Origin of the sequence: Collinsella sp. HCP3S3_D1, assembly GCF_052064015.1 — a bacterium.
In the GTDB taxonomy this organism is placed as follows: Bacteria; Actinomycetota; Coriobacteriia; order Coriobacteriales; family Coriobacteriaceae; genus Collinsella.
This window is the reverse complement of the sequence record NZ_JBQHWK010000010.1, coordinates 1-12890: the sequence shown is the minus strand read 5'-3', so window position 1 is coordinate 12890 and position 12890 is coordinate 1. Positions and strand designations below refer to the sequence as shown.

Sequence of the window (12890 nt, the reverse complement as noted above, 5' to 3'; positions counted from 1 at the left end):
CCGTCTCATTCCTCTCGGATTTTAGGCATCCCAGGCGTCGCGGCCGCGCAGCGCGCGCAGGCCAATGTCGTGACGCAGAGTCTTGCCCTCAAAATCGATCTTCTCGCAAGCCTCGTAGGCAAGGTTGCGAGCGTTCTCGAACGTGTCGCCCAGCGCGGTCACGGCGAGCACGCGGCCGCCGTTGGTCACGAGCTGGCCGTCCACCACGGCGGTGCCGGCGTGATACACGGTCACGTTCTCCATGGCCTCGGCATCCTCGATACCGGTGATGACCTTGCCCTTCTCGTAGCTGCCGGGATAGCCTGCGCTCGTCAGGACAACGGCCACCGCCCACTCGTCACGCCAATCGAGCTCAATCTGGTCGAGCTCGCAGTTAGCGCAGGCAAGCATGACCTCGACCAGGTCGTTCTTAAGGCGCGGCAGCACGACCTGCGTCTCGGGGTCGCCAAAGCGGGCGTTAAACTCCAGCACCTTGGGGCCGGCGGGGGTAAGCATAAAGCCGCCGTACAGGCAGCCACGGTAATCGATGCCCTCGGCGGCGAGCTCGGCCACGGTCTGCTCCATGACCTTCACCATGGTAGCATGCTCCTCGTCGGTCACGATGGGCACCGGGCTGTAGACGCCCATGCCGCCCGTGTTGGGACCAAGGTCGCCCTCAAGCGCGCGCTTGTGGTCCTGCGAGGTGGCCATGGGGCGCACGGTCTTGCCGTCGGTAAAGGCCAGCAGCGAGCACTCGGGGCCAACGAGCATCTCCTCGATAACCACGGTGTTGCCGGCGTCGCCAAAGGTGCCGCCAAAGCACTCGCGCACGGCCTCTTCGGCCTGCGAAAGCTCGGTTGCCACAATAACGCCCTTGCCCGCGGCAAGACCGTCGGCCTTCACGACCAGCGGAGCGCCCTGCTCGCGCACATAGGCGAGAGCCGAAGCCTCGTCGGTAAACGAGCCGTAGGCGGCCGTCGGAATGCCCGCGCGCTCCATGAGCTGCTTGGAGAACAGCTTAGAGCCCTCCATCTGAGCGCCCTCGGCACCCGGGCCAAAGCAGGGAATACCCGCCGCGCGCACGGCGTCGGCCACGCCCGCCACGAGCGGAGCCTCGGGGCCAATCACCACGAGTCCGCATCCGTGGCTCTGTGCAAACGCCGCCACGGCAGCAGGATCGCAATCGTCGAGAACCACGTTCTCGCCGCAGCTCGCGGTGCCGCCGTTGCCCGGGGCGATGTAGAGCTTGCCGGCGCGCGGTGATGCCGCGAGCTTGGCTGCCAAAGCATGCTCGCGGCCGCCGCTGCCCAACAACAGGATGTCGATGGTTTGAGTGTCCGCCTTCAAGGGTGCCTCCTCTATGGATTAACGGCCCGTCAACCATGCGGGCCCATTACAAGCAAATATACCCCTCGGCCGCCCGTCCGGGCTGCGAAGGGGTATATCGCAATAACCAAATAACGCCGATTACTTCCAGAATCGGTTGATGATCTGCTCGCGGCCGGCGCCAACACCGACAAACGTCACGCGCGTGTGCGCCAGATCCTCGACAAATGCCACGTAGTCCTGAGCCTCCTGCGGCAGCTCCTCAAAGCTGCGGCAGCCGGTAATATCGCACTTCCAGCCGGGAAGCTCCTCGTAGATGGGCTTGGCATGCTCAAAGCGCACCTGGTGCTCGGGCACGCTGGTGTAGCGCTCGCCGTCGACGTCATAGGCCACGCACACCTTAATGGTGTCGAAGACCGAAAGCACGTCGAGCTTGGTCAGGGCGATGTCGGTAAGACCGTTGACGCGCGAGGCGTAGTTGGCGATGGGACCGTCAAACCAGCCGCAGCGACGACGGCGACCGGTGGTCACGCCGTACTCATAGCCCTCCTCGGTCAGCGTATGGCCGGCCTCGGACTCGTAGGAAAGCTCGGTGGGCATGGGGCCTGCACCGACGCGGGTGATGTAGGCCTTCATGACGCCCAGCACGCGGTCGACGTTTTTCATGCCAACACCAGAACCGGTGATCGCGCCGCCGGCGGTGCAGTTGGAAGACGTGACAAACGGATAGGTGCCATGGTCGATATCGAGCAATGTTGCCTGGGCGCCCTCAAAGAGCAGGGTCTTGCCCTCATCGATCATGTTGTTGAGCAGCAGGCTCGTCTCGGTGATGTACGGGCGCAGGCGCTCGGCCATGGGCAGGTACTCTTCACAGATCTGGTCCACGGTGTAGGTGGGCAGGCCGTAAAGCAGCTCGAGCTCGGGATTCACGCGGGCAAGAGCGGTTTCCAGCTTGTCGCGGAAGAGCTCCTCGTCCAGCATGTCCTGCATACGAAGACCAATACGAGCCATCTTGTCCTGATAGCACGGGCCAATGCCGCGCTTGGTGGTACCGATGCTCTTCTTGCCGAGCTTCTGCTCAAAGGCGCCGTCCAGGTCGACGTGATACGGCATGATCACGTGTGCGTTGCCGCTGATCTTGAGGTTCTTGGTGGTGATGCCATCGGCCTCGAACATATCGATCTCCTCAAGGACAACCTTGGGGTTGACGACGCAGCCGTTGCCAATCACCGACACGTGGTCGGCGTACATGATGCCGGAGGGCACCTGGTGCAGGCCGTACTTCTTGCCGTTGACAACGATGGTGTGCCCGGCGTTGTTGCCGCCCGAATAGCGCACGACGGCATCGAAGTCGCCGGCGATCAGGTCGCAGATCTTACCCTTGCCCTCATCGCCCCACTGGGCACCGACCAAAACGGTTGACGGCATGTTTACTCCTTACATACATGGACTGTCTGCGCGCCACACGGCGGGCAGAAGCACAAAACATTCCCAGTATACCCGTGCAACGGGCGCCTGTCCTACTCCTCGGTATGCACCCCATCAAGCTCATAGAACTTGGTGGATGCCGGCAGGAACATCAGGTCGACGTCGCCGATCGGGCCCGAACGGTTCTTGGCCACGACAATACGCGTGACGCCCTCGTCGGGTCGGTCGTCGCGCGAGGCCTCAGCCTCGTCGGCGGAACGGTCCAGGAACATGACGATATCGGCGTCCTGCTCGATGGAGCCCGATTCGCGCAGGTCGGAAAGCTGCGGGCGCTTGCCGGTACGGGATTCGACCTGACGCGACAGCTGAGACAGCGCGATCAGTGGGATCTTGAGTTCCTTGGCCATAATCTTTAAGCCACGAGACATCTCGGAGACCTCGACGGTGCGGCTCTCGGAACGGCGTCCTGGCGGAGGACTCACCAGCTGCAGGTAGTCCAAGATAATGATGGCCTTCTCCTTGTTGTGGAGCATGCGGCGGCTCTTGGCGCGAATCTCGGTCACCGTGGTGCCGGGCGTATCGTCAATCAGAATATCGAGCTTGGACAAGGTCTGCGTGGCCTCGTTGATATTGGCCCACTGCTCGGGGCTAATGCGACCCATGCGAAAATCACTGATCGAAATCATGGCATAGGCGCAAATCAGGCGCTGGGCAATTTCCTTGCCCGACATCTCCAGCGAGAAAAAGCCGACGGTGTAGCCCGCAGCGGCGGCATTGAGCGCCAGGTTTAGAGCGAACGAGGTCTTACCCACGGCGGGGCGGGCGCCGATAATGATGAGCTGGCCCTCGCGGAAGCCCATAAGCATGCGGTCGAGTGACGGGAAGCCCGTGGGAACGCCCGCTGCCTGGCCACCGGCCTGGCACACTTCCTCGGCCTCGTTATAGGCCTCGACCATAAACTCGGTCAGTGTCTTGTAGCTCGACTTAACCTCGCGCGCCGTAACCTTGAGCAGCTTGCTCTCGGCCAGCTCCACGACCTCTTTGGTATCGGTGGGGGCGTTATAGGCCAGCGCGTTAATCTCGTTGGTGGCGCCAATCAGCTCACGCAGCATCGAGTCGCGACGAACGATGGCGGCATGGTGCTGCCAGTTGACGAGCGACAGGGTCTGACCCATCAGCTCCAAAATGTACGCCTCGCCGCCCACGGCATCGAGCTTGTTGATGCTTCGCAGGTAATCGATCAGCGAGATGGAGTCGATGGGAATGCGACTGTTGTACATATCGACCATCGCGGTATAGATGGTCTTATGAATGGGCCGGTAGAAATCGTCGGGCTGCAGCTCGACCTGGGCTTCTTCGACCACCTCGGGCGATAGCAGCATGGCGGCCAGTACGTTGGCCTCTGCATCTTGGTTTTGGGGGAGACCCAACTTGGAGCCGCGGTCCTCGACCGTCAGCCATGTCTCCCTATCGTCGTATGCCATGAGCATCCTCATTCATATCGCTTGCGAGCATCCATAGTATCAGCCACAGCTTTAAATCGAGGCGCGCCTTAACAATCATCACCGAACCAAACGGATGAACGGTCCCTTATGTGAGACTGCATCTCAATGTATGACGTGACACCCACTCAGCGCAAAAAAATAAAAGGGCGCCCCGGTCTCCCAGAGCGCCCTTCTTAGAACAAGATTGTTGCGTTGCAGCAAATGCTACTCAGCAGCAGCCTCGGTCTCGACCTCGGCGGTCTCGGCCTCGGCGACCTCAGCGGCCTCCTCGACCTCAGCCTCGGCAGCGAGCTCCTCGGCGGTAACGCCGACGAGAACGACAACCTCGGCCTTGATCTCGCGGTACAGCGAGATGGCAACGGTGTGGGCACCGGCAACCTTGATGGGCTTACCGAGCTCGACGCGCTTGCGGTCGATGTCCATACCGAGCTGATCCTTGATGGCGTCAGCGATCATAGCGGCGGTGACGGAGCCAAAGAGGATGCCCTCGTCGCCGACCTTGACGTCAACGGTGACCTGCTTGCCCTCGAGGGCAGCCTTGGTCTCGTTGGCGGTAGCCAGACGGACGGCCTCGCGCTTGGCGATGTTGTTGCGACGCTCGTCAAGCTGCTTGAGGTTGCCCTTGGTGGCGGCAACAGCGAGCTTCTTGGGGAACAGGAAGTTCTCAGCGTAACCCTGAGCGACCTCTACGACGTCTCCCTCGCCGCCCTTGCCCTTGATCTCATCGAGAAGAATAACCTTCATGATGCGTCTCCCTTCTTAGCCGCGGTCGCGGTTGCCACGGGAGGAAACCACGGGGACGGTGTACGGCAGGAGAGCCATCTCGCGGGCGCGCTTGATGGCGTTGGCGATGTCATGCTGATGCTGCGTGCAAGCGCCAGTGACGCGACGGGGCTTGATCTTGCCACGGTCGGTCATGTACTTACGGAGAAGCTGAGTGTCCTTATAGTCGATGAACTCAGTGTTCTCCTTGCAGAACTGGCAGTACTTACGACGCGGCTGACGTGCAGAAAAATCATTAGCCATGTCAAAATACCTTTCATTTGGCAACTTCGGCGAACCGAAGCCGCCTCTCACTCAAAAATAGGTGAACAACCCTTAAAACGGGATGTCCTCATCGTAGACGTCGACCGCGGGCGGCGTAGCCACCGGTGCGGCAGGACGTGCTGCGGGCGCGGGAGCTGCGGGAGCGTAACCGCCCTGATCGTAGCCACCCTGGCCACCACGGGAGCTCATAAACTCGATCTCATCGACGATGACCTCAAGCTTGCTCCTGCGCTGACCGTCGCGCTCCCAAGAGCTGTAGCGCAGCTTGCCCTCGATCGCGACCTTGTTTCCCTTTGCCAGGAAACGGCTCACGGCCTCGGCGCGGGTGCCGAACATAGTGCAGTCGACAAAGTTGGGATAGTCCTCCCACTCGCCAGTCTGCGCATTGCGGCGGCGATCGTTCACGGCGACGCCAAAGGACAGAACCTGGGTTCCGCCGGCAGTGGCGCGCAGCTCGGGATCGCGGGTGAGGTTACCGGTGATGTTCACTCGATTGATGCTCATTACTCACTACTTCCTCTTGGGGCACAAGCCCAGTCCAAAACGACAGTCTTACTCCTGGTCGTCGCGACGGACGATCATGTGGCGGACCACAGCGTCGGTGATGCGCAGGACGCGATCAAGCTCGGCGATCTGGGTAGGATCTGCGTGGAAGTTGATGAGGGTGTAGTCACCATCGGTGAGGTCGTTGATCTCGTAGGCGAGCTTGCGCTTGCCCCACTCGTCAACGGAGTCGACCTTGCCAGCGCCCTCAGCGATCGTGGTATCGATACGCTTCATAACAGCGAGACGAGTCTCGGGGTCGAGCGACGGGTCAACAAAGAACAGCAGTTCATAAGCCTTCATATTGTCACCTCCTCTGGACAAATGTGGCTTCAGGTCGTGAAGGTGCGCCTGAAGCAGGAAAAGACTTGGTAATAGTATCTTTCAACCTCCCAGGCTGCAAGAATATGCAGCTACAACCTCATGACCTCCACATATGCCCATACTCGCACGGCCTTTCTTGCGTATTCCAACCAAATGCTGTCCAAGAGCTTGACGGATTTGAGGACAAGGGCGGGTACATACCGACTTTCTGCCAGATAACCGCAAGTCGCTCGCAGCATGGCTGCGGTCGCAAAATGCATACCAGCGGTACAACGCGACATATTGAATTATTAAACTTGATTCCCGACCGTCCGTAACTACCTCATTTGAACAGTTCGCCTGGACCGATTACGCAGGTCATCGATTGGTTTCGGCACGGTTGGGCAAACGACGGAGCGATGCAATTTAAAAAATGCCAAGTTTTTGGTTTGCACTTTGCGATTCCTCGTGTATACTGACTTTCGCATTTAACGGAGAGTTGTCCGAGTGGCCGAAGGAGCACGATTGGAAATCGTGTAGGCGTCAAAAGCGTCTCCAGGGTTCAAATCCCTGACTCTCCGCCAGTTAATTCCAAAGCAGGCCTTTGTGCCTGCTTTGTTTTTACCCCACGCGGAGGGGTGGCAGAGTGGTTGAATGCGGCGGTCTCGAAAACCGTTTGGCCTGTATAAGGTCACGAGGGTTCGAATCCCTCCTCCTCCGCCATTTTGGTTGAAAAAGCTCCCAACAAAGGGAGCTTTTTTGTTTTGATTCCCTTACAGACAAATACGGCGGCGGAGGAGGGGTTCGAACCCGCCGGGGCGTTCAACACCAACCCAGATCTCCAAACATGTACATCACCCTCCAAAGATGTCAAAAAATGTCGTTTTTTGAGGCTGATGTACATGTTTGGAACCTGTGACCGCGCCCAGTTCCGACCGTTTACCGAGCAATGGGGTCACGACCTCCCACAACCATGTACTATGTACGGGCATTTTCCAATCCAACTACCCAAAGGAACCCACCTTGCCCGTCATCGCCACTGTAATCGTTACCGCACACGCCTCGGATGCCATGGTTGCCATCCCGTTTTGGCTCGAGATGTTCGCTGTCGTCGCGGCGTCGATTTCGGGCGTGCTGGTTGCGCGCGAGCACAAACTCGATCTGGTGGGCGCCGTCGCGCTCGCCGTGGTCTGCGGTCTGGGCGGCGGTCTTTTGCGCGATATGACGCTCCAGGTGGGCAACGTCTACATCCTCAACCAGCCCATGGCGCTTCCGCTGTCCATCGCCACGGCGGCCATCATCTACATCTTCCCTGCCATCGTCGACAAGCCCGACAAGCTCATCCCCCTGCTCGACATCATCTCGGTGGGTATTTATGCGGCAACCGGCGCAGATAAGGCGCTCGTGTACGGATTTGCACCGGTCGTGTGCATCATGATGGGCTTTTTTACCGCGGTAGGCGGCGGCATGCTGCGCGATGGTTTTATGGGCGTGGTGCCGGGTATTTTCCAGCGCACCAACTTCTATGCCATCGCGGCTATCGCTGGATCGGCAAGCTATGTTTGCCTTGTCATGAGCGGCTTGGTCAGCAATGTCGTCGCGCTGGTCGTTTGCGTCGCAGTGACCATGGGCCTGCGCTGGCTCTCGCTGCGCTTTGACATCAAAAGCCCCACCGAGGACGATATCGCGCGTTTCCTACATCGTAAAAAATAGATAGCACGGCCCGGCCCATCGCAAGGTGACAGCCTATCTACAACCGGCCGCAGGCCCGATATCCCGCGACGCCTTACGTAGGCAATTGCCCATGCAGAATACTGCAACCGCGAGTTTCTTTTAGAGCGAAGGCGCAATGGGTACCATATTGGGCGTATGCAAATCACCAAGCAAAGGATTCACCATGCCTCACAACCAACCCGCGGCGGCGCAACATCACAACATGCGCGGACACCTCATTATGGCCTTCGCGCTTATCGCGCTGGCGTTTACCGCGCTGCCTTCCATGGCATTCGCCGGCACCGACACCGCGGGCAATGTTTTCGTGTCCGACGGGGATTCCAGTCCATCCGGCGTCGGGGGCGATCTGTACTGGGCCGGTCAAAGCCTTAGCCTGGACGACGCGTCCATCGACCGCGATATCATCGCCGCGGGCGAAAGCCTGTCGATTCGCGACTGCACCGTAGGCGGCGCCGTTCGCCTGGCGGCGCGCACCATCGATATCGCCAAGACCACCATTGATGGAAGCGTGACAGTTGCCGCTCAGCACGTCGTACTTAACTCCGGCAGTACCGCCAATTGCTTCTATGCCGCAGGTGAGACGGTTGCCCTGCGCGGCTCCGCCAAGTCGGCAGTGCTCGCGGGCAGTACGGTAACCATCGACGGCACTGTCGATGGCGATGTTGAGGTCTGGGCCGACAAGCTGGTGCTCGGCAAAAACGCCAACATCACCGGCACCGTAAACGCTCATGTCTCACAGGATCCCGAACGCGCCGACGGCGCCAAAGTGGGAGCCCTCAAGATCGACCGCACCGAGAACGAGGATACCTCCACCGTCAACGACGTCATCGGCGGCATCGTTGCCGCAGCTCTTTCCACCTGCTTTGTCGCGATTCTCCTTGAGCTCGTCTTTCCGCGTGCAACAGCCAGCGCGGCCGGCATGCTTCACCAGCACCCCGTCCCGCTGTGGGTGAGCGGTCTTTTGGGCACGGTAGCCGCCGTTCCCGCCATCTTGCTGCTCATCATCTCTATTGCCGGCCTGTCGCTCGCCGGAGCCCTGATGTGCGGCGCCATCGGCATCGCCCTGGTCTCGGCGGCCTTTGCGGGCACCGCGGTCGCACGCATGGTCGGGCACAGCCAGAACCGCTACGCCATGGCCGCCGTGGGCGGCGCCATCGCCGGCGCCCTTACGGCACTTCCCCTTATGGGCAACTTTATCAGCGGCGTAGCCTTCGTCTTTACGCTGGGCTATCTCATTCAGATCATCTGGCGCAACGCCCACGTCAAGCCGCAACAGGCCCCCAACACCCCGGGCCTTCCCTCCGCCTAACCGCCAACCACCGCAAAGGTTTCCTTCCTCTTTGTGGTGGTACAAAAAGGGCGCCGGCCGCGATGGTCGACGCCCTTTCTTGTGAATGCTACAGAGCTCAGCGCTTATTTGTTGACCTGACCGGCGCGAACGGCAGCCTTCTTGCGATCGGTGGCGTTGAGCAGACGCTTGCGCAGACGGATGTTCTTGGGGGTGATCTCCACCAGTTCGTCATCGGCGATGTACTCCAGTGCCTCCTCCAGCGAGAAGGTGCGAGGCGGCACCAGCTGCACGGAGATATCGGAGGTCGAGGAACGCTGGTTGCCCAGGTTCTTGGTACGGGCGATGTTGACGACCATGTCACCGGCCTTGCTGCGCTCACCCACGATCATGCCCTCGTAGCACTCGACACCCGGCTCAACAAACAGCTGGCCGCGCTCCTGAAGCGTGCCCAGAGCGTAGGCAACGGCCTTCTCGGTGGTCATGGAGATCATAGCGCCGTTCTGACGGTTGCCGATCTCGCCGGCGTAAGGACCGTACTCCAGGAAGGTGTGATAGAACACGCCCTCGCCGTGAGTGACGTTCATGATGCGGTTCTTAAGGCCCATGATGCCGCGGGTCGGGATCTTAAACTCAAGGTGCGTCACGATGCCCGAGGTGTCCATGCTGGTCATAATGCCGCCAGAGGTGCCAAAGACCTCGACGACCTTGCCCGAGTACTCGTCCGGGCACTCGACGACAGCCTGCTCGACGGGCTCCATCTTGTTGCCGTTCTCATCCTTCTTAAACAGAACGCGGGGACGGCCGACCTGGAACTCAAAGCCCTCGCGACGCATGGACTCCATCAGGACGGACAGGTGCAGAATGCCGCGGCCCGAGACCTCGACGCCGCTCTTGTCCTCGAGCTCCTCGATCTTCATGGTCACATTGTTCTCGGCCTCGTTGAACAGGCGCTCCTTGAGCTGACGAGCGCCCACAATGTCGCCATCGCGGCCGACGAGCGGAGAGGTCGAGGCCTCAAAGACGATGGACAGGGTCGGCGGATCGATCTCGATAGGCTCGAGTTCGACGGGGTTCTCGGGATCGGTGTAGACATCGCCGATGTCGGTGCGCTCGATACCCACGACGGCGGCAATGTCGCCGGCGCCGACTTCCTGGCACTCGGTGCGGCCCAGGTAGTCGAAGGTAAAGAGCTGCTTGACGGTAGCGGTGGCGCTGGAACCGTCGTTCTTGACGACCAGGATCTGATCGCCCTGGCGAATGGTGCCGGAGTACACGCGGCCAATGCCGATGCGGCCGACAAAGTTGGAGTGGTCGATGGTCACGCACTGCATAGCGAGCGGCGCGGTCTCGTCAACCTCGGGCGCGGGCATGTCGTCGATGATCATGTCGAGCAGCGGGTACATGTCCATGTTGCCGTCGTTGGGGTCAAGGCGGGCAAAGCCATTCATGGCGCTGGCATAGACCACGTGCTCCATGGCAAACTCGAGCTGGTCGTCGGTGGCGCCCAGGTCGGCCATAAGGTCCAGACAGTCGTTATAGGCCTTCTCGGGGTTGGCGCCCGGACGGTCGATCTTGTTGATGACGATCATGATCTTAAGGCCGGTGTCGATGGCGTGACGTAGGACAAAGCGGGTCTGGGGCATGGGGCCCTCAAAGGCGTCGACCAGCAGCAGGGCGCCGTCGGCCATGCGCAGCACGCGCTCGACCTCACCGCCAAAGTCGGCGTGGCCCGGGGTGTCGATGACGTTGATCTTAACGTCCTTGTACTCGATAGAGATGTTCTTGGCGAGAATCGTGATGCCGCGCTCGCGCTCCTGGTCGTTGGAGTCCAGGACGCGATCCTCGACCTGCTGGTTGGCACGGAAGGCGTCCGTGGCACGCAGGAGCTTATCGACCATCGTCGTCTTACCGTGGTCGACGTGGGCGATAATGGCGATGTTCCTCAGATTGTCTACGCGCATGTAGTTCCCCTATCTTCTATCTATATACAAACGGCACGCGTATGCGACCCGTCCAGCAACACAACGCTCGGCGGGAATATTGAGCCTTTTACCGAAAAACTCGTTTATTTTAGCGATTCTAGATGAGAGGGGTTTCCTCACCTGCAGGTTCAGGGTCGCTCCACATAAAACCATCGCCGGCGCCCATGCCCTCGTACAGCACATATGCCGAAAAACCGCTCTCGAGCGTGGTCTCGAAGAAGCTAACGAGCAAAGCGTCGTGATATCCGCCCTCGATCTCCACACAGCCGGTGTAGCCGATGGCATAGCGGGCGATGCGGCCCAGGCCTTCGTCCTTGAGACCCATCTTGTGCTCGGAGATAAAGTTGGTGGCAGCCTCCAGGCATGCCTCCTCACCGTCCTCGTCGAGAGCCGCAAGATAGCGGTTGGAGGCGGCATCCTCGATCGCCACGACAACGCCCGGGTTTTCACCGGCGGCAAGGTCATCCAAAAACGCACCGATCAGATCGCACACCATGGCGTCGAGCTCGGCGGAGACGTTACCGGCGTCCTGCATATCCTGTGCCATCTTTTGACCTTCCCATCGCATTCGGCGTCGTTATAACTCCTGTGCCTCGGCCGCGATTCTGGCGGCAGCGTCACGGGCGCGAACCATATCCGCCGCGCGCTTGTCGAGCACCTTGATCTGGTTGGTCAGCATTACCGCATCGACCACGCCCCAGATCACCAGGCCCGTCGAAATCGAAAACCCAAGCGCACCAACTGTACCACGAAGCCGCGACAAGATTACCGCGGCAAGCGCGGAGACAACAACCATCTTGATATAGGAGTCACGGCGCTCGCGAAGGGTGCGAGCCTGCGTCACATACGCAATGCGCGCGGCCTCAAATGCCTCGGCGCGCATATGGGCTTCACGCGCGATAGCGGCTGCTTCGGTCGACACACTGGTACCCATCAGCGCTCGCCGTGCATCGTGCTCAACCGACATTTAGAAATCATCGGGCGAGAGCGTGTGGACAAACTCGTCAAACTTCTCGAACTCACTCTCGTCGTCAACCTCGTCGGCAAGCGGAGAGACGGTGCCCAAGCGATTCATGATGTCGTCCTCCACAAACATGGGGGCATTGCTGCGCACGGCAAGGGCGATAGCGTCGCTCGGTCGTGCGTCAAGCATACGCTCGCCCCTATCGGTGTGCACGACGACCGTCGCGTAGAACACCGGCGGCTCGGCGCGCACGATCTCGATACGCTCGATCTTCGCTCCCACCACTTCGATGGTATCGAGCAAAAGATCGTGGGTGATGGGGCGATCGGTGCGGCCGGTATCGATACCGCGGCTGATGGCCGCTGCCTCGTAGGAACCGGTCTGGATGGAAAGAGAGCGCAGCGGCGCGGACGAATCCGACTTACGGCAACGCTCGCGCAAGACGATCAGCGATGGCACGGGACCGGCGGCCATGACGATGGTCTCTATGTCGACACGAACCATGGAACACCTCCGGTACGTTGTTATTGGCATGCGCGGCAGCTCCGCCGCATTGAATAGCTATACTACCCAAACTTTCGCCCAGCACACAAAATCAAAGTAGTTAATTTGGGACGGGGCTTTTTTAGCTACCCAGCGGCAGGTCTAGAAACTGAGGCTGCGCAGAACAGGGTAGCCAAAAAAGCCCCGTCCCAAATTGAACTGCACCCCAAAACCTGGACGGCTTAAATAAGAACTACGCCGCAAGGGACTGTCTCCGGAACTCCTCCGGGGTCAGTCCCTTCAGT

The 12890-nt window shown here is 60.1% G+C and carries 13 protein-coding genes and 2 tRNA genes; 4 read left to right on the top strand and 11 right to left on the bottom strand.

Going from position 1 to position 12890, the window contains the following annotated elements:
- Window positions 1-21: 21 nt before the first annotated feature.
- The 7 genes from purD to rpsF form a co-directional block, all read right to left on the bottom strand.
- Window positions 22-1326 carry a phosphoribosylamine--glycine ligase gene (gene purD, locus ACTNDJ_RS04830; protein WP_154516747.1) on the bottom strand — a complete coding sequence of 435 codons (1305 nt, stop codon included), beginning with the start codon at window positions 1324-1326 and terminating at the stop codon, window positions 22-24.
- 120 nt (window positions 1327-1446) lie between these two features.
- On the bottom strand, window positions 1447-2733 hold the full coding sequence (locus ACTNDJ_RS04825) for an adenylosuccinate synthase (protein ID WP_427717940.1): 1287 nt from the start codon (window positions 2731-2733) through the stop codon (window positions 1447-1449).
- Between the two features lie 92 nt (window positions 2734-2825).
- Window positions 2826-4223, bottom strand: coding sequence for a replicative DNA helicase (dnaB, locus tag ACTNDJ_RS04820; RefSeq protein WP_427718155.1), 1398 nt, complete (start codon window positions 4221-4223; stop codon window positions 2826-2828).
- Window positions 4224-4442: 219 nt separating this feature from the next.
- Window positions 4443-4982 carry a 50S ribosomal protein L9 gene (gene rplI, locus ACTNDJ_RS04815; RefSeq protein WP_154516756.1) on the bottom strand — a complete coding sequence of 180 codons (540 nt, stop codon included), beginning with the start codon at window positions 4980-4982 and terminating at the stop codon, window positions 4443-4445.
- A 15-nt stretch (window positions 4983-4997) separates the two neighbouring features.
- Window positions 4998-5264 carry a 30S ribosomal protein S18 gene (gene rpsR, locus ACTNDJ_RS04810; RefSeq protein ID WP_006235829.1) on the bottom strand — a complete coding sequence of 89 codons (267 nt, stop codon included), beginning with the start codon at window positions 5262-5264 and terminating at the stop codon, window positions 4998-5000.
- Window positions 5265-5336: 72 nt separating this feature from the next.
- On the bottom strand, window positions 5337-5789 hold the full coding sequence (locus ACTNDJ_RS04805; RefSeq protein WP_006235830.1) for a single-stranded DNA-binding protein: 453 nt from the start codon (window positions 5787-5789) through the stop codon (window positions 5337-5339).
- 48 nt (window positions 5790-5837) lie between these two features.
- Entirely contained in the window at window positions 5838-6131 is a 294-nt protein-coding gene (gene rpsF, locus ACTNDJ_RS04800; RefSeq protein WP_006235831.1) for a 30S ribosomal protein S6, read from the bottom strand.
- Between the two features lie 493 nt (window positions 6132-6624).
- Here rpsF and ACTNDJ_RS04795 point away from each other — a divergent pair.
- From ACTNDJ_RS04795 to ACTNDJ_RS04780, 4 genes are all read left to right on the top strand, one after another.
- A tRNA-Ser gene (locus tag ACTNDJ_RS04795) sits at window positions 6625-6715 on the top strand.
- A gap of 48 nt (window positions 6716-6763) precedes the next feature.
- Window positions 6764-6854, top strand: a tRNA-Ser gene (locus ACTNDJ_RS04790).
- A 300-nt stretch (window positions 6855-7154) separates the two neighbouring features.
- Window positions 7155-7844 (top strand): trimeric intracellular cation channel family protein, encoded by a 690-nt coding sequence (locus ACTNDJ_RS04785; RefSeq protein ID WP_229770653.1) that lies wholly within the window; start codon window positions 7155-7157, stop codon window positions 7842-7844.
- 184 nt (window positions 7845-8028) lie between these two features.
- The gene (locus ACTNDJ_RS04780) at window positions 8029-9174 is read left to right on the top strand and encodes a polymer-forming cytoskeletal protein (protein ID WP_441083419.1); all 1146 of its coding nucleotides are present in this window, start codon (window positions 8029-8031) and stop codon (window positions 9172-9174) included.
- A gap of 104 nt (window positions 9175-9278) precedes the next feature.
- On the opposite strand, the gene typA is transcribed toward ACTNDJ_RS04780, so the two are convergent.
- The 4 genes from typA to ACTNDJ_RS04760 form a co-directional block, all read right to left on the bottom strand.
- Entirely contained in the window at window positions 9279-11117 is a 1839-nt protein-coding gene (typA, locus tag ACTNDJ_RS04775; RefSeq protein ID WP_154516764.1) for a translational GTPase TypA, read from the bottom strand.
- Window positions 11118-11235: 118 nt separating this feature from the next.
- Window positions 11236-11685, bottom strand: coding sequence for a hypothetical protein (locus ACTNDJ_RS04770; RefSeq protein ID WP_154516767.1), 450 nt, complete (start codon window positions 11683-11685; stop codon window positions 11236-11238).
- A 30-nt stretch (window positions 11686-11715) separates the two neighbouring features.
- Window positions 11716-12105 carry a hypothetical protein gene (locus ACTNDJ_RS04765; RefSeq protein ID WP_427717929.1) on the bottom strand — a complete coding sequence of 130 codons (390 nt, stop codon included), beginning with the start codon at window positions 12103-12105 and terminating at the stop codon, window positions 11716-11718.
- Window positions 12106-12606 carry a bifunctional nuclease family protein gene (locus ACTNDJ_RS04760; protein WP_427748159.1) on the bottom strand — a complete coding sequence of 167 codons (501 nt, stop codon included), beginning with the start codon at window positions 12604-12606 and terminating at the stop codon, window positions 12106-12108. It abuts the gene before it with no gap.
- Window positions 12607-12890: the final 284 nt, after the last annotated feature.

What these genes read in the sequence shown, in the direction of transcription:
- ACTNDJ_RS04825 (WP_427717940.1), bottom strand. Translation starts at nt 2,733, where the DNA reads ATGCCGTCAACCGTTTTGGTCGGTGCCCAGTGGGGCGATGAGGGCAAG.
- dnaB (WP_427718155.1), bottom strand. Translation starts at nt 4,223, where the DNA reads ATGCTCATGGCATACGACGATAGGGAGACATGGCTGACGGTCGAGGAC.
- rplI (WP_154516756.1), bottom strand. Translation starts at nt 4,982, where the DNA reads ATGAAGGTTATTCTTCTCGATGAGATCAAGGGCAAGGGCGGCGAGGGA.
- rpsR (WP_006235829.1), bottom strand. Translation starts at nt 5,264, where the DNA reads ATGGCTAATGATTTTTCTGCACGTCAGCCGCGTCGTAAGTACTGCCAG.
- ACTNDJ_RS04805 (WP_006235830.1), bottom strand. Translation starts at nt 5,789, where the DNA reads ATGAGCATCAATCGAGTGAACATCACCGGTAACCTCACCCGCGATCCC.
- rpsF (WP_006235831.1), bottom strand. Translation starts at nt 6,131, where the DNA reads ATGAAGGCTTATGAACTGCTGTTCTTTGTTGACCCGTCGCTCGACCCC.
- ACTNDJ_RS04780 (WP_441083419.1), top strand. Translation starts at nt 8,029, where the DNA reads ATGCCTCACAACCAACCCGCGGCGGCGCAACATCACAACATGCGCGGA.
- typA (WP_154516764.1), bottom strand. Translation starts at nt 11,117, where the DNA reads ATGCGCGTAGACAATCTGAGGAACATCGCCATTATCGCCCACGTCGAC.
- ACTNDJ_RS04770 (WP_154516767.1), bottom strand. Translation starts at nt 11,685, where the DNA reads ATGGCACAGGATATGCAGGACGCCGGTAACGTCTCCGCCGAGCTCGAC.
- ACTNDJ_RS04765 (WP_427717929.1), bottom strand. Translation starts at nt 12,105, where the DNA reads ATGTCGGTTGAGCACGATGCACGGCGAGCGCTGATGGGTACCAGTGTG.
- ACTNDJ_RS04760 (WP_427748159.1), bottom strand. Translation starts at nt 12,606, where the DNA reads ATGGTTCGTGTCGACATAGAGACCATCGTCATGGCCGCCGGTCCCGTG.